Origin of the sequence: Vibrio echinoideorum (assembly GCF_024347455.1) — a bacterium.
Taxonomy (GTDB): domain Bacteria; phylum Pseudomonadota; class Gammaproteobacteria; order Enterobacterales; family Vibrionaceae; genus Vibrio; species Vibrio echinoideorum.
In genome coordinates, this window is the sequence record NZ_AP025483.1 from 1,831,824 (window position 1) to 1,845,106 (window position 13,283).

At 42.2% G+C, this 13,283-nt stretch carries 18 protein-coding genes and 1 pseudogene; 3 read left to right on the forward strand and 16 right to left on the reverse strand.

Annotated elements, in window-relative coordinates:
* Positions 1 to 128: 128 nt before the first annotated feature.
* The 8 genes and pseudogenes from OCV36_RS08255 to OCV36_RS08290 form a co-directional block, all read right to left on the reverse strand.
* Positions 129 to 570: pseudogene (locus OCV36_RS08255) on the reverse strand (GNAT family N-acetyltransferase).
* A 109-nt stretch (positions 571 to 679) separates the two neighbouring features.
* A complete protein-coding gene (locus tag OCV36_RS08260) occupies positions 680 to 889 on the reverse strand; it encodes a DUF3955 domain-containing protein (protein ID WP_135458436.1) in 210 nt (69 codons plus the stop codon).
* Positions 890 to 1,224: 335 nt separating this feature from the next.
* The gene (locus OCV36_RS08265; protein WP_135458438.1) at positions 1,225 to 1,842 is read right to left on the reverse strand and encodes an RraA family protein; all 618 of its coding nucleotides are present in this window, start codon (positions 1,840 to 1,842) and stop codon (positions 1,225 to 1,227) included.
* Positions 1,843 to 1,951: 109 nt separating this feature from the next.
* Positions 1,952 to 2,485 carry a ClbS/DfsB family four-helix bundle protein gene (locus OCV36_RS08270; RefSeq protein WP_135458440.1) on the reverse strand — a complete coding sequence of 178 codons (534 nt, stop codon included), beginning with the start codon at positions 2,483 to 2,485 and terminating at the stop codon, positions 1,952 to 1,954.
* A gap of 210 nt (positions 2,486 to 2,695) precedes the next feature.
* On the reverse strand, positions 2,696 to 3,304 hold the full coding sequence (locus tag OCV36_RS08275; protein ID WP_032497835.1) for a sugar O-acetyltransferase: 609 nt from the start codon (positions 3,302 to 3,304) through the stop codon (positions 2,696 to 2,698).
* A gap of 97 nt (positions 3,305 to 3,401) precedes the next feature.
* Positions 3,402 to 3,776 (reverse strand): VOC family protein, encoded by a 375-nt coding sequence (locus OCV36_RS08280; RefSeq protein WP_017074972.1) that lies wholly within the window; start codon positions 3,774 to 3,776, stop codon positions 3,402 to 3,404.
* Positions 3,777 to 3,851: 75 nt separating this feature from the next.
* The gene (locus tag OCV36_RS08285; RefSeq protein WP_135458442.1) at positions 3,852 to 4,571 is read right to left on the reverse strand and encodes a pseudouridine synthase; all 720 of its coding nucleotides are present in this window, start codon (positions 4,569 to 4,571) and stop codon (positions 3,852 to 3,854) included.
* On the reverse strand, positions 4,544 to 4,705 hold the full coding sequence (locus tag OCV36_RS08290) for a hypothetical protein (protein WP_012604036.1): 162 nt from the start codon (positions 4,703 to 4,705) through the stop codon (positions 4,544 to 4,546). Before OCV36_RS08290 ends, OCV36_RS08285 begins: the two co-directional genes overlap by 28 nt.
* A 197-nt stretch (positions 4,706 to 4,902) precedes the next feature.
* On the opposite strand from OCV36_RS08290, the gene OCV36_RS08295 reads away from it, so the two are divergent.
* The gene (locus OCV36_RS08295) at positions 4,903 to 5,304 is read left to right on the forward strand and encodes a YkgJ family cysteine cluster protein (protein ID WP_135458444.1); all 402 of its coding nucleotides are present in this window, start codon (positions 4,903 to 4,905) and stop codon (positions 5,302 to 5,304) included.
* A gap of 49 nt (positions 5,305 to 5,353) precedes the next feature.
* On the opposite strand, the gene OCV36_RS08300 is transcribed toward OCV36_RS08295, so the two are convergent.
* From OCV36_RS08300 to glpT, 7 genes are all read right to left on the reverse strand, one after another.
* On the reverse strand, positions 5,354 to 5,767 hold the full coding sequence (locus tag OCV36_RS08300) for an NUDIX hydrolase (RefSeq protein ID WP_135458448.1): 414 nt from the start codon (positions 5,765 to 5,767) through the stop codon (positions 5,354 to 5,356).
* A gap of 184 nt (positions 5,768 to 5,951) precedes the next feature.
* Positions 5,952 to 6,332: a SpoIIAA family protein gene (locus OCV36_RS08305; protein ID WP_135458449.1), complete on the reverse strand. Its 381-nt coding sequence runs from the start codon at positions 6,330 to 6,332 to the stop codon at positions 5,952 to 5,954.
* Positions 6,333 to 6,474: 142 nt separating this feature from the next.
* Entirely contained in the window at positions 6,475 to 6,981 is a 507-nt protein-coding gene (locus tag OCV36_RS08310; RefSeq protein ID WP_135458451.1) for an HAD family hydrolase, read from the reverse strand.
* Between the two features lie 42 nt (positions 6,982 to 7,023).
* Positions 7,024 to 7,524 (reverse strand): GNAT family N-acetyltransferase, encoded by a 501-nt coding sequence (locus tag OCV36_RS08315; RefSeq protein ID WP_135458453.1) that lies wholly within the window; start codon positions 7,522 to 7,524, stop codon positions 7,024 to 7,026.
* 80 nt (positions 7,525 to 7,604) lie between these two features.
* On the reverse strand, positions 7,605 to 8,069 hold the full coding sequence (locus OCV36_RS08320) for an ASCH domain-containing protein (protein WP_135458455.1): 465 nt from the start codon (positions 8,067 to 8,069) through the stop codon (positions 7,605 to 7,607).
* A 221-nt stretch (positions 8,070 to 8,290) separates the two neighbouring features.
* Positions 8,291 to 9,346, reverse strand: coding sequence for a glycerophosphodiester phosphodiesterase (gene glpQ / locus OCV36_RS08325; RefSeq protein WP_135458457.1), 1,056 nt, complete (start codon positions 9,344 to 9,346; stop codon positions 8,291 to 8,293).
* An 81-nt stretch (positions 9,347 to 9,427) separates the two neighbouring features.
* On the reverse strand, positions 9,428 to 10,801 hold the full coding sequence (gene glpT / locus OCV36_RS08330) for a glycerol-3-phosphate transporter (protein WP_135458459.1): 1,374 nt from the start codon (positions 10,799 to 10,801) through the stop codon (positions 9,428 to 9,430).
* A 532-nt stretch (positions 10,802 to 11,333) separates the two neighbouring features.
* On the opposite strand from glpT, the gene OCV36_RS08335 reads away from it, so the two are divergent.
* Together OCV36_RS08335 and OCV36_RS08340 are read left to right on the forward strand one after the other, a co-directional pair.
* A complete protein-coding gene (locus OCV36_RS08335) occupies positions 11,334 to 12,044 on the forward strand; it encodes a membrane lipoprotein lipid attachment site-containing protein (protein WP_029225065.1) in 711 nt (236 codons plus the stop codon).
* Positions 12,045 to 12,240: 196 nt separating this feature from the next.
* On the forward strand, positions 12,241 to 12,741 hold the full coding sequence (locus OCV36_RS08340) for a hypothetical protein (RefSeq protein WP_135458460.1): 501 nt from the start codon (positions 12,241 to 12,243) through the stop codon (positions 12,739 to 12,741).
* A gap of 154 nt (positions 12,742 to 12,895) precedes the next feature.
* Here the strand turns inward: OCV36_RS08340 and OCV36_RS08345 are convergent, their stop codons facing one another.
* Positions 12,896 to 13,150, reverse strand: coding sequence for a DUF3297 family protein (locus OCV36_RS08345; protein ID WP_029225066.1), 255 nt, complete (start codon positions 13,148 to 13,150; stop codon positions 12,896 to 12,898).
* Positions 13,151 to 13,283 lie beyond the last annotated feature (133 nt).

The following is a 13,283-nucleotide window of genomic DNA, read 5'->3' on the forward strand; positions in this document are numbered from 1 at the left end:
ATATTATATAAAATCCAGATATGAAACAACACTATCATCAGCATGTCGCTAAATAATGAGACCTAGCTACAAATAAGAGTTAGCCAATACGGGAATGAAATGCGCTGTCGAAGGGGTAATATCAAACGCTAGACGTTGCCATTGCTCGAACTATTAAACGAATACATTCGAACTTCGTCTCGTGGAAACCAGCCTAACTTTTCATAAAACTGTTGTGCGTTCACATTGTCGTTGTATACGAATAAGTGCGTCTTAGGGATGCCTAGTTTAGAAAGTGAGTCGACTGCTTTTGCAACTAATTCACACCCTAGCCTTTGCCCTCGAAACTTAGGGGGAAACAGCCAAATGTTGTAAGTAACCCCGGCGTCCGTCAGTACCTACTAATACGGCACCAACAATTTCGTTTTCATTTTCATTTCCCACGACAAAACTTAAACCGGGATTACGTTCTAGATAACGTGAAATACTCTCTTTCGAATCCGCGTCCCTGATGCTCATGCCTTCTGTCTGACACCACAATGCGATTACCGCATCATAGTCTGAAATTACCATTTCCCGAATTTCCACTATTGACGCTCCTTTGTAGGTGTCTTGGTTTGATCTCAAACACAACTCGATGCGTACGGACTGAATGAGTCCTGAATACTTCATGGTATATCGATTCCAAAGTACCAGAGTATTAGCTTCCATTACGTGTCTTGAAAAACTTGACCGAAAAAGCAATTAGACCTAATAGCTGAAAAAACCAAGACAAAGGGATTAAAGCAAAAGGCTCTATCAACAACCCATTTTCATCAACATATGAACCAATAACGTTAAAGCTAACCAAACATGCAATACTTGAAAGGCAAAAAAAACAAGTGAGCCAGTACTTTTTAAGTAAATTCATCACCAAAACCCAATCTAAATACAACCGATTCAACACTATCAGTTAGCCCGGTTTATTCCTATAAACTAAAATACGCTTAGTAAGCGTTGTATTGCTCCGCGAATCAAGTAATAAGCACATGAACATCACGACTAACACCGACTAGAATGCCAAGCGTAGGGATTCAATTTAAACATTATCTAGATTTTTTAAGATCAGACGCGGAGATAGCCCGTACACAGTTATCAACTAACCCATCTTGCACCTAAATCTAAAGCAAGCTTTACACCCATAATCACGAAAAGCAGAATTAACAGAATAACCGCCAAGCATTATGATTCAGATTGAGGCGATGTTTAGGATTTCTGTTTCGCAGAAGTTATTGCTTGGGCTATTTTAGCCCTATGACTCGTTTCCCACTCAGCGAGTGTTAATGAAGCTTCGTCACTTGCTTTCTTTGAAGCCATTAGAAACACTTCATCTTTTCTTGATCTAGGAATAACGACAATACCCTCTACATCAGCAACAATGATATCTCCCGTCGAGACCTTTGCTCCCCCGCAAGTGATTGGAGCGCCCAATTCAGAATAGACCTCTTTCTTTCCCGGTACTGGATGAACACCTTTCGCAAAAACTGGAAACTTCATATCTGAAATTTCACTCAAATCTCGAATGACACCATCAATAATAAAACCTTTGATACCTCGACTCTTAGCGACTGCGCATACATTACCGCCGGCTACTGCATATTCGCTATCAACTCCATCCACTACAATGATAGAACCTTCTGGTGCTTCGTATATTGCAGAATGAAGCATTAAATTATCACCAGAAGTTAACTGTACAGTAAAAGCTTCTCCAAAAATTCGCGGCATTCCGTGCCAAAGAGGACGAATGCTAAAGTTGATAAAATGGTCGTTACTTAATATGTTTCCGTAATCGGTTGTCGCAAGTTTTGAAAAATCTGACTCCATATTTTCACTCCATGTTTGAAAAAAGCCTAACGCTGCGCCAAGTCTTGAGCAACACCTAGACTATTACACCGTAAACACTTAAGCCGACCCAAACCAAAAATGCCGAGTGTTAACTGTCAGCTTGAACAATTTGTTTTGTGCATTCTCGACTGAAACGCCGAACCTTTGTTCGCATGTTTTTCATTGGTGAAGATGTGTTAAATTGAATCATCCTACCGAGTGTCCACTGCTCATACCATTCGACACCATACAACTCACCATCACTCAAGGTTGAAATTAACAAGAGAACTTTGTCTGTCGTGGATTCCAACTCAATAAGCAAGTCTTCGTAGACCCAATCTTGATACTTGCGATGAAAGCTTTCAGCCAACAAACCTAACTCGTTCCATTTGTAGTTAGTTTCGGGAAAGTCTACGTGTTGACCTTGTGACTTCAGGGCATACCACTTGAGCACAAGTTGCCCCCAACCAATCAAGTAAGCTGCCGTGTCACAGACACTGATTAGCGTACCCTTAACATTCCCTTCAACACCGATTTGACGAGACCGGTCTTCAGGTATTTGACGATAATCCGACATGAGCTTGGGGGAAATTGAGTTTATCGCCAGCTCTAAATCATCTTTATTTTTTGGTATAGAAGACATTGTTATCTCCATTCGCACAACAGCTAATAGACAGAAAAACTCGTTATTTAAATACTGAATAATTCAGTCTAGTTTCTAAGATGTAAAAGAAATATGCAACCAAACAACTATGTAGCAATGGCTTATGTCACAACTAATCTCAGCTAAAGGGAAAATGTAGAATTTTCTATATGAATGAAGAGAGAACTTCACACTGTTGTGTAAAGTCCGTTACTTTAATTCATCAGGAATGCGGCGGTCTTTATGGTAAAACTCTCGATCGTTTTCACTGATTTCACGTACCACACGACACGGATTGCCAACTGCGACCACATTGGCTGGGATGTCTTTAGTAACGATGCTGCCTGCACCTATTACTGAATTTTCACCAATGGTGACTCCTGGAAGCACTACTGTGTGCGCGCCAAGCCATACGTTATTACCGATACGTACAGGAATATTAAATTGGGCAGCTTTGAGTCTGAGTTCAGGGCTGATGGGATGTGTGCCGGTGGCGATGGTTACGTTTGGCGCGATCATCACGTTATCACCAATGAATACGTCAGTATCGTCGACCAGAGTTAGGTTAAAGTTCACATATACGTTATTGCCTAGGTGCGTATGTCGCCCCCAGTTAGCATGTAACGGTGGCTCGATGTAGCAACCTTCACCCACTTCAGCAAATAGCTGCTTCATGATCTGTTGGCGTTTTTCACCTTCACTCGGGCGAGTGTGGTTGAAGTCATAAAGCACTTCTAAGCATTGTGTTTGCTCAGCAACCAAATCAACATCGTCACAGTAATAAATGTCTTGGTTGTGCATTTTAGCCTTTATATCCATGTTTGAACCCATTTGATCATTACCGACTCTCGGTATAAAAATAAAACGACATATGGATAATTTGAAGTTTCACTGGCCTCAATGCAAGTTGGATGAATTAACGCGGCCTTATGTTCTCGGCAACACGCCATAGCACGCCACTTGGGTCAGTGATACAAAACTCAAGCATTCCCCAAGGCTGTTCGACAACCTCGGTAACGGTAACTTCAAATTCCGCCACTAGATTAGAGTTTTGGACGTGTTGATACCAACTTTTTACGTCTTCCACCAGCAAGTGCATCATGTAATTGTGACAGTGCGCAGGTTCGTAAAAATCTTGTAAAAGGAACGCATAATCGCCGTGACGAAAATAGACGATATCATGGAATTCAGACATGATTTCAAAGCCTAAAGTTTGATAGAAACGCTTAGACAAATCGAAATCTTTCGCGGGGACAAACGACTTTATTTCTGCGACTTTCAGGTTTTCCATGACACACCTTTCCTTCTGGTTTTCTTATGGCTTTGAAGCCTAATTATCTAACTAGGCTTATTCTTTAATTGGTTTTCAGTGACTGGAAAAAGACGCAACTTCATCGTTAGTGAGGTATCGCCACTGGCCTTCTTCGACATCCAAGCTTACTTCGCCTATTTGCTCTCGGTGAAGCCCGACAACACGGTTACCTACTGCAGCAAACATTCGTTTAACCTGGTGAAACTTACCTTCTGTGATAGTTAGTAATACTTCTTTCGGGCTTAACACTTCTAATTCTGCGGGGCGAGTTGGTGCTTTCTCACCTTGCAGCTGAACCCCCGCTTTGAACTTATCTGCGACATCGTCTTTGATATCGCGTGACAATGTCACGCGGTATACCTTTTTACACGACTTAGTCGGCAATGTGATATTGAAAGACCAACGGCCATCATCGGTGATCAACACTAAACCGGTAGTGTCGGCGTCTAACCGCCCTGCGATGTGCAATTCAGATGCTTTATCTAAGTCTAAGTAATTGAAAAGCGATGGGTACACTTCGTCGATATTGGAACAGATGGTGCCCGCAGGTTTGTGCATTAAGATATATCGGAACTCACGCAGTTTAAGCGCTGTTCCGTTCAGCTGAATGTCGTTGCTTTCATGAACCTGAGTCGATTCATCTGTCACAGTTTCACTGTTTACAATCACCGCGCCATTCTGGATTCGTTCAATCGCTTCTAGCTTGGTCAGTTCCGTGCTTTTACAAAGGTATTTATCAAGGCGCATTAATCGTCTGCACCACATTTCGCACAAGGCTTGTAGGTACGTTCACCTTGAGCAATCACCACATAGTCTCGAACGCAGTTATCACATAGCGCCAACTTTGGGTAAGCGTCTTTCTGTTTCTTTGCGTTAATGTCGCCTTCGGTGGTGTATACGGTTCTCATTTTTATACCTTTGTTTAATAACTTGCTAGGCGCAAATTGTATCACTGTTTACAGCCTTGTTTGCAGTGTTGTGACTTAGATAAATGAGTATCAGATGAGGTGGTTCCTTTGAGTTTCGAAGTGATGAACAACAAAATCAACGTGCCACGCCTATCAGTGGTAAAATGAAAAAAGCTCACCAACCAATGAAGTCATTAATGAAAAATTGTAATCAATGCGGAAAATGCTGTATCAAATATGGAAATGGTGACCTTGCCGCAACTCAAGAAGAAATCGATTTGTGGGAGCTGTTCAATCCAGACATTTATGAATATGTTCGAGGTAGTGAGATCTGGTTTGATCCTAAATCTGGCGAACGCTTAAGTCGTTGCCCTTTCCTAGAAGTTGTTCCAACCAAAGATAAGAATGCTCAAGCTAAATATACATGCAGTATCTATTTAGACCGCCCAGAAGACTGTCGTCATTATCCTAGCCTTATCAATGAGATGGTACGTGATGAGTGCGAGATGATTGAAGTAATCGATTTGCAAGATACGAAAAAAGCTCAAAGGAGGCTCGACTTTTTAATGAAAGATAGCCGCCCTTCAAGCTTTTCATAAGGTTGATCTTTAAGGATCAACCTTCGAATTAACTATTAACTATTAACTATTAACTATTAACTAGCGGAAGAAACTGGTTCGCCTCTAACCAGTCAACAGCAAACAAAGCAGCCAGCGAACATACCGCCCTGTCATTACCATCGACAAATTTTAGCTCTTCAATTTCAGCGTCTGGTGATAACTCACCCGCGTATTCAGCAAGGTAACAAGTAAGCTGAACGGAAACACCTTCTGCTTTGCCATCGGCTTGGCCAGTAAATGTCTCTACGTATTTGATCGAATTAGGCACCAAGTCGACCGAAATTTCTTCTTTGATTTCGCGTACTAGCGCTTGCTCATCACTTTCCCCCGCTTCGCGTTTTCCGCCCGGAAGGTAGAACAGTTCCTTGCCTTTTGATCTCACCATCAAAAGCTTACCGTCTTTAATGAATATCCAAGCGAGCTTATCAATTACCTTATTCATGTTCTTAGACCTTGTTATTGTGTTTATTATTCTGGTTAGTACGATCGTATCGCGGCAGGCGCATGTTACATGCAGCAGTGAACATATTCTATTGAATTGCTTAGGAAATTGATTTTGGCGTCGATAAACCACAGCCTTCAATAGAATACTCACCGGCTGTCATAAGAACTGAACTGTGGTTGAATTAATCAATGAGCCATTCAATAGCGGACTCGTATTCTTCGAACGATTTTATCTCGCCAGACACAAACCAGCTTCCTACTTTTGAAGCGAGTTCCTGCCAATTTTTGTCGCCATAAATCGCTATCTTGTCGATCTTAGAATTAAGCTCTAACCCAAGTTTGAAATCGTCCCACGCAGCGCGCAGTTCCCAACCCGTTAACGTTGATATGTCGACCAACATCTTCAGTGCCGAAGAATCGATCTCTTCTATCGCTGTGTTTAGGATTGGCATCATTGCTTGATAATCGTCGTGCGTGAGCTTTCCTTTCGCTTTAAACACAATGATTGTTTCACCGCTAACACGTTCAATCCCAATCGATATTCCATGACGTTCGATACTCATAGCCTAGCCCTTATATTAGAAATCTAAACTTAGCTTAGAGTATCAAGTAGCGAATAAATGAGATGCCTGCGTCAAAATCATCAAGCTTTTAAAGTGGATTTTCAGCTTAGAAAAGCTAAGCCATAGCCGCAATTAAACTTAGTTATAACGACATCTCCAACAGCTCACTCAAATATTGAATCTGCACGACATTTGCAAGGTTTGATTCGCTCAGCTTCTTGCCACTGGAGTTTAACCAAATGGCTTGTAAGCCGGCTTCTAACGCAGGGTAGATGTCTTTTTCGAGAGTGTCTCCAATCATCGTCACATCCTGAGCTTGAACACCTAACTGTGTAATGATTGCAGGATAAAAATCAGAATCGTATTTAGATAAACCAATACTCGCCTTGCAGAAGTAACCATCAATATATTGAGACAAATCGACACGTTCAAACGCTCGGATGATGTCATCCTTACTTGAGTCAGCCGCATTGGTCGCGATGTAGACATTGTGATGTTTCGACAATTCAGCCAACAACACGCGAGCCCCACTCATTTCTTCAACGGTTTTCCAGTCACACATTTTCCCTTGTGCGTCTGGAAAGTCGATCATCAGCGTATTGCCCCAGTCGAATAGGACTATTTCTGTTAATTCGATTAGCTTTGTCATCTTGCCTCCTGCATACGATGAATTTCTAGCGTTTAGGCGAGCCTATAAGAATTTCTCAATAAGAATCTCATCAAAGTACTGGTCTCCAATCTTGCCATGTTTCTTTGCTGTTCCTACAATTTCAAAGCCTTGCTTTAAGTAAACCGCTAATGCGCGCTCATTGTCTGCTCTTACATAGGCGAAGAGCTTTTCATAACCTTTGGCTTTCGCTGATTTGAAAGTGTAATCAAACAACTGCTTGGCGACGCCCTGTCCACGGCTATTGGCATCAACATAGGTTCCAATGATACCAACATGGTCAAAGGCTTTAGTATAAGTAGCAAATGGTTCGACATTCTGAAAGCCAAGTAACTGACTCGTAGCTTCGTTAACTGCAACGCTAAACACACCACGCTCAGGGAATGACTCGATAAAAGCTTTCTCTTCATCAACAGAAAAGGTCTGATCCAAGATGGTATAACGTGCTTCGATTATGATTGGGTTCAACACATCAATAATGCCTTGTGCATCATCTATTGTAACTTCTCTAACGGTTAAGCTCATTGTTATCTACCTTGTTACTGTTTGTTGAGCACTAACCTTAAACATAAAATGCCACGTATAGTGATTCAATCAAACTCTCTTTACTTATACACCACTTTGAAACGCTCAAGTACCAGCATCATGTCTTCACTTGGGTTTATCTTGAGTTCTTCACACTCACGAGAGAAGAAGTTCCAGTGCGCTTTCTTCCACCATTCTAAGGATTTGTCACCCTCGCCCTCAGCAGCAGCAAATTCAGCCGTGACTTCATTATATGGACACGATGAAACTGAGGTAATTTCAACGATGCAGATAGGCTTGCCATTCCAATCAGTGACGACTTGTAGGTGGCCTATAATCGGCCTAGTCTCACCTTCATAGGTGTACCAATATTCAAGGCCGCAAGACGCCCGCTTTTCACCGTTCAGTATCAGCTGTGCACACAAGTTGGCGTTGTATTCGTCGGCGCAGTAATAGTCAGCACTGAATGAGGTGTATTGTTTGGCAAGTTCCGTTGGCAATGAGTTTAGATAGTTATCTAGATAAGCCTGGCTTCTTTCTTCCATGATCTTTCCAATTTGAATATAAGGTTCAGTCAGCAAGCACCTCAATGAGGAAGCAACAGACTGCAGTGTTCGGTAAGCTATCAAGGCGTGAGAACGGTGTAAACCTAGAGAACCTAAAAATGGGGTTTGAGTGAGAACGGTGTTAGAGAGAAAGAACTAAAAGCACCTTTAAGCTTTGCTTTTAGCTCTTTGTATCTCGTTATTTATGACTGTTGATTAGCTTAACGGTTAAGGAAATCAACCGCTTTGTCTGGGAAGTCGGTAAACAAACCATCGACTTTTACTTGGTTGTAGAAAACGTCCAACATGCCATCAAAGTTGTCAGCGTAAGCTGGAATTCTTCCTGGATCAGCACGGAACGTATAAGGGTGCACGTCTAAGCCAGCGTCTTTGGCTGATTTCATTAACGGCTTGATAATGATGTTTCCTTTGGTCGATGCATCGTCTACCAACATAGGTTTCCAAGGGCCAATGCCGTCAGCGTAGGTAGCGACTTTTTCCATGCCGCCTTTCTCAAACATCCAGTCGTAACTGTATGGTGTGGCTTTGTCGCCCTTGTAAGTCATGGTTTCGTTCCAATCGGTGTAAGCCATCAACTGAACAAGTTTGAGATCCATTTCCATGGCTGGCATTAACTCATCATTAATTCGTTGCAATTCGTTGGCGTCAAAACACTGCAAATAGACCTTGTCGTCTTGCGATAAATAACCATATTGATTCAACGTAGCAAGCACGGCTTTAGAGATATCTTTCCCTTCATGACGGTGGAACCAAGGTGCTTTGATTTCAGGATAAATGCCTACGTCATAACCGAGCGTCTTGTTTAAGCCTTGGATCAATTCGATTTCTTCTGCAAAAGTAGCGACCCGGAAATCAGATTGCCACATAGGGAAACGCGTTGGGTACCCTGCCACTCTGTTGCCTTGTTCATCGAGGTTAAAACCCTCAGTTACTTTTAATGATTTAATTTCGGCAAGCGTAAAGTCAATCGCGTAATAGCGGCCATCTGCTCGTGCGCGATCTGGAAAGCGGTCAGCAACATCGGTGACGCGATCCAAATAGTGGTCATGTAACACCACCAATTGGTCGTCTTTGGTCATCACGACATCTTGTTCAATGTAATCGGGTTTCATTGCGTACGCGAGTGCTTTAGCCGGTAATGTGTGTTCCGGTAAATAACCTGATGCACCACGGTGAGCAATAACTAAAGGATCGGCGAACGCATTGGTTGATAAGCTAAGTGCTAAAAGAGTTAGGCACATTGACGTTGTTTTCATTATTTCTATTCCTTTGATAGCACAGAGGCAGGATATCCCTGCCTCTGTTGTCTATTTGTATGACGTTGTCTAATTAGTAAACTACTGAGTTAACGGTTCTTTTTGTTGCTCTAGTTCTTTTTGTTTATGGTGCGCACGCTCACCTAAGAACGCGTAAATCAGACAAATTATTGAAGCAACACAAGCACCGAGCAAGATAATGAAACCACCATCCCAACCGTAATGGTCAACCATAAAGCCAAGTACTGCGTTGGCAGCAACCGCACCGCCTAGGTAGCCAAACAAACCAGTTAAGCCAGCCGCTGTACCTGCCGCTTTTTTAGGTGCAAGCTCAAGCGCATACAAGCCGATTAGCATTACTGGGCCATAGATAAGGAAACCAATCGCAATCAGTGCCAGCATATCAACCGTTGGGTTGCCTGCTGGGTTTAGCCAGTACACCAACACAGCGACAGTCACGAGAACCATGAACAGGATCCCTGCAGGTGCGCGTCGGCCCTTAAACAACTTATCTGAAATCCAACCACACAATAAAGTGCCAGGGATACCTGCCCACTCGTACAAGAAATAAGCCCAAGACGATTTATCTACTGAGAAATCTTTCGCTTCATTTAAGTAAACCGGAGCCCAATCGAGAACACCGTAACGAATCAGGTAAACAAACGCATTCGCGATAGCAATTGACCACAACAACTTATTAGAGAATATATACTTAAAGAAGATTTCTTTAGCCGTCATCTCTGTCTCGTGAGACTTATCATAGTCATCTGGGTAATCGTCTTTGTGTTCTTCAATAGGAGGTAAACCACAAGACTGAGGTGTATCTCTTACTGTGAACCAAACAAAGACAGCAACGAGAGTGGCAAAAAATGCAGGAACATAAAAAGCGGTTCGCCAGTCGTCGTTAAAAGCCCAAAGACCCAATAAGAACATTGGACCAATCAATCCGCCGCCAACATTGTGCGCCACGTTCCATACCGATACTATCTCGCCACGTTCTTTCCGTGACCACCAGTGCACCATGGTTCGCCCACAAGCCGGCCACCCCATACCTTGGAACCAACCATTCAAGAACAGAAGGATAAACATTGCAGTAATGCTGCCTGTTGCCCATGGCATAAAACCAAAGCAGAACATAACCAATGCCGACATTAACAAGCCGCCACTGAGGAAGTAACGAGGATTAGATCGATCAGAAACGCTTCCCATCAAAAACTTAGATAAACCGTAAGCGATTGATACAGCGGCCAAAGCAACCCCTAGCTCTCCTCGGCTGTACCCTTGTTCAATCAGGTATGGCATCGCCAAACTGAAGTTTTTTCGGACTAGGTAGTAACCCGCATAACCAACAAAGATGCCGAGAAAAAGCTGCCATCGTAAACGTGTGTAGGTGCTATCAATCTTATCTGATGATAAGCGATCGATATGCGCCATGGGTTTGAATATTCCAAACATAGGAACCTCATAATTATTGGGCGATAGAAATTTTAAAATGCTCGAACGAAAAAATTAGACGCTCATTCGAAATCACGGGCATTGTATGTGCTTCAGGATTAATTTCTGTGATAGAGATATCCATTAACAATAAATAACTTTAAATACAGTATTTTAGTTTCATTTAATTAGACTACGCTTCATATTTTCGTTTGCGTGTTTCTGGTTTACCGCAAACTTAAAATGCGTACATTTCGTTCGAATGAGTAAATATCGAACAAAATGTCTTGTAGCAAGAAGGCTATCAAAACTTCATTTTCTACCAACCAACGAGGTATTTATATTCTATGGCTTTCTTTCGAAGCTAAAATACATAGCCAGTCGTGATGTTAAACCTATACTTCCGTTTATTTATTGAACGTTGCTGCTTGCGTATCGTACAACCTCAAGCGATGCAGCAACGCTTAGAACAATTTTGTTTGTTCGCCCACTTATCTTGGGATGGTGTGCAGTCATCAGCTTCTTATGAATTAAATAAACGATAGGAAATATCATGAACAAATCACTTATCGCTCTTGTGCTTACTGCTGTTTTAGCTGGCTGTTCATCAGGTGGGACATCTGAACCAGCACAACCTCAATTTGACGGCGACTATGGTTTTGAAAATATCGATCCCGGTTTTGGACAAGATGATACCGATAACGATGGCGGTTATGAGAATGCAGACCCTGAATATGGTGTTGATGCACCAAGTCTAAAAGACAAAATTGCACAAGCAGATTTAGGTTTCGTCCATATCCCAGAATTGGGTGATATTCCATTTTTTAATAAAGATACTGATGAAGCGCACATCGGAGCAGTAAAAGAACGCTCTAGTGAAGAAGAAACGCTTTACAGCATCTATGTGGATGACAAGCGTGTTGGTGAAATAATAATCCGTGATAGCCATGTCATTATCACTGCTGGCGACAAGGAAATCTCCGGAGAAAGAGAAACCTATAAAGATACCAATCAGACTTTTTGGACTGTACGAGGTACAAGCGGAAATGTAGTTGGCGACTTTAAGCGCCTAGACGATGGTGTTTGGGTATTTCGCGAGGAAATTAACCGCGAGACATTCGTTGTTAAATATCACGATGGGCAATGGCATTTCATCCCTATGTCGGATGTGAAAAACAAAATCAAAGACAACATGCCGTCAAAAGCTGAGATTGTAAAACTACGTACAAAAATACAAGCGAATAAGCTTCGCGCATTGAAGTAGCCATTCAAAAAACAGAACTGGCAGGCATTCAAACAGTATGTTTGGATGCTCTTCTTTACCTACCACTATCTAACACAACTCTTTCGGTAAAATGCTTCAATTTCTCAAGGATGATTCGAATTACGTGACCAAATTAATGGTTGTCTAGGTTTACACCGAGATCGCCAATATTCTGTAAACATAAGCGAGTGATCAAATGACCATCAAAAGCCTTCCTCTACTGACTCTAGCCGCTATCTTGTTGTTATCTTTTACTAGTGCTCACGCTTACGAGCAAAACCAAGATGAAACAGCGATTACGTTTGGGCTATCGGCTGAACGAGGTTGGCGCGATTGGTCAGCTTCTTACATCAAATACCGTGGTGTTGGTTCTCTGGGGTATGGCTTTGAATTTACACGCTCTGCTTACAACGAGGACACCTCGTCTTATGAATACAAACAACGTGACAACGAATATCAGTTTCACGCTCCTATTGGAATCACCGAGAATTTGTACATCACCCCCGGTTACGGGATTAAGCGAACACATACAGACGTAGCTTTAGATAGCCGAGAGTTCTCTGACAGCTCAACCAAACAGGTTGGTGGGTTAGATGCAACCTACATTATGGACAGTGGTTTTGTTGTGACAGCAGGTTTCGATAAAGCTGAAGGCGAAGACCTAGAGTTTTCAATTGGTGCGGGTATCGCGTGGTAAACGATGGTGTTGGTGTAGTGACAAACATAGGAAAACAAAAAGGGCCTAGATTTCTCTAGACCCTTTCAAGTAATAACGTTTGGTGACTTTATGTTGGCTAATTAAACACAACATTAGCTAATTACACGAAATAGCAGTTAGTCACACAAAGTGATTATTCTTCGATGTAAAAAGCTTCTACAGAGCCTTTTAGAGTAATAAGCATTGGCTGACCACGACGATCTAGCGCTTTAGGTGAAGGGATCTTAACCCAACCTTCGCTGATGCAGTATTCTTCAACATCAGTACGCTCTTTACCATTTAGACGAATGCCGATTGGGTATTCGAAACACTCAGCCACGTGGTGTGGGCTGCGTGGGTTGCCTGCAAGATGATCTGGTAAAGCTGGTCTTGAATTAGTATCGCTCATGTTCATTACCTGTATGTACATAAATAGAAAAAGTGCGTCATTCTAGTCAATATAGGCTTTGTGCTCAACAACTGCTGCAATAAATCGTATTGATCGTTTTAATCAGCATCTAGTTGTTTGATTTAAAGGCAGT

What these genes read in the sequence shown, in the direction of transcription:
- glpQ (WP_135458457.1), bottom strand. Translation starts at nt 9,346, where the DNA reads ATGAAAACAACGTCAATGTGCCTAACTCTTTTAGCACTTAGCTTATCA.
- glpT (WP_135458459.1), bottom strand. Translation starts at nt 10,801, where the DNA reads ATGTTTGGAATATTCAAACCCATGGCGCATATCGATCGCTTATCATCA.
- OCV36_RS08310 (WP_135458451.1), bottom strand. Translation starts at nt 6,981, where the DNA reads ATGACAAAGCTAATCGAATTAACAGAAATAGTCCTATTCGACTGGGGC.
- OCV36_RS08335 (WP_029225065.1), top strand. Translation starts at nt 11,334, where the DNA reads ATGAACAAATCACTTATCGCTCTTGTGCTTACTGCTGTTTTAGCTGGC.
- OCV36_RS08345 (WP_029225066.1), bottom strand. Translation starts at nt 13,150, where the DNA reads ATGAGCGATACTAATTCAAGACCAGCTTTACCAGATCATCTTGCAGGC.
- OCV36_RS08280 (WP_017074972.1), bottom strand. Translation starts at nt 3,776, where the DNA reads ATGGAAAACCTGAAAGTCGCAGAAATAAAGTCGTTTGTCCCCGCGAAA.
- OCV36_RS08320 (WP_135458455.1), bottom strand. Translation starts at nt 8,069, where the DNA reads ATGGAAGAAAGAAGCCAGGCTTATCTAGATAACTATCTAAACTCATTG.
- OCV36_RS08295 (WP_135458444.1), top strand. Translation starts at nt 4,903, where the DNA reads ATGAAAAATTGTAATCAATGCGGAAAATGCTGTATCAAATATGGAAAT.
- OCV36_RS08275 (WP_032497835.1), bottom strand. Translation starts at nt 3,304, where the DNA reads ATGGATATAAAGGCTAAAATGCACAACCAAGACATTTATTACTGTGAC.
- OCV36_RS08270 (WP_135458440.1), bottom strand. Translation starts at nt 2,485, where the DNA reads ATGTCTTCTATACCAAAAAATAAAGATGATTTAGAGCTGGCGATAAAC.
- OCV36_RS08340 (WP_135458460.1), top strand. Translation starts at nt 12,241, where the DNA reads ATGACCATCAAAAGCCTTCCTCTACTGACTCTAGCCGCTATCTTGTTG.
- OCV36_RS08265 (WP_135458438.1), bottom strand. Translation starts at nt 1,842, where the DNA reads ATGGAGTCAGATTTTTCAAAACTTGCGACAACCGATTACGGAAACATA.
- OCV36_RS08290 (WP_012604036.1), bottom strand. Translation starts at nt 4,705, where the DNA reads ATGAGAACCGTATACACCACCGAAGGCGACATTAACGCAAAGAAACAG.
- OCV36_RS08315 (WP_135458453.1), bottom strand. Translation starts at nt 7,524, where the DNA reads ATGAGCTTAACCGTTAGAGAAGTTACAATAGATGATGCACAAGGCATT.
- OCV36_RS08300 (WP_135458448.1), bottom strand. Translation starts at nt 5,767, where the DNA reads ATGAATAAGGTAATTGATAAGCTCGCTTGGATATTCATTAAAGACGGT.
- OCV36_RS08305 (WP_135458449.1), bottom strand. Translation starts at nt 6,332, where the DNA reads ATGAGTATCGAACGTCATGGAATATCGATTGGGATTGAACGTGTTAGC.
- OCV36_RS08260 (WP_135458436.1), bottom strand. Translation starts at nt 889, where the DNA reads ATGAATTTACTTAAAAAGTACTGGCTCACTTGTTTTTTTTGCCTTTCA.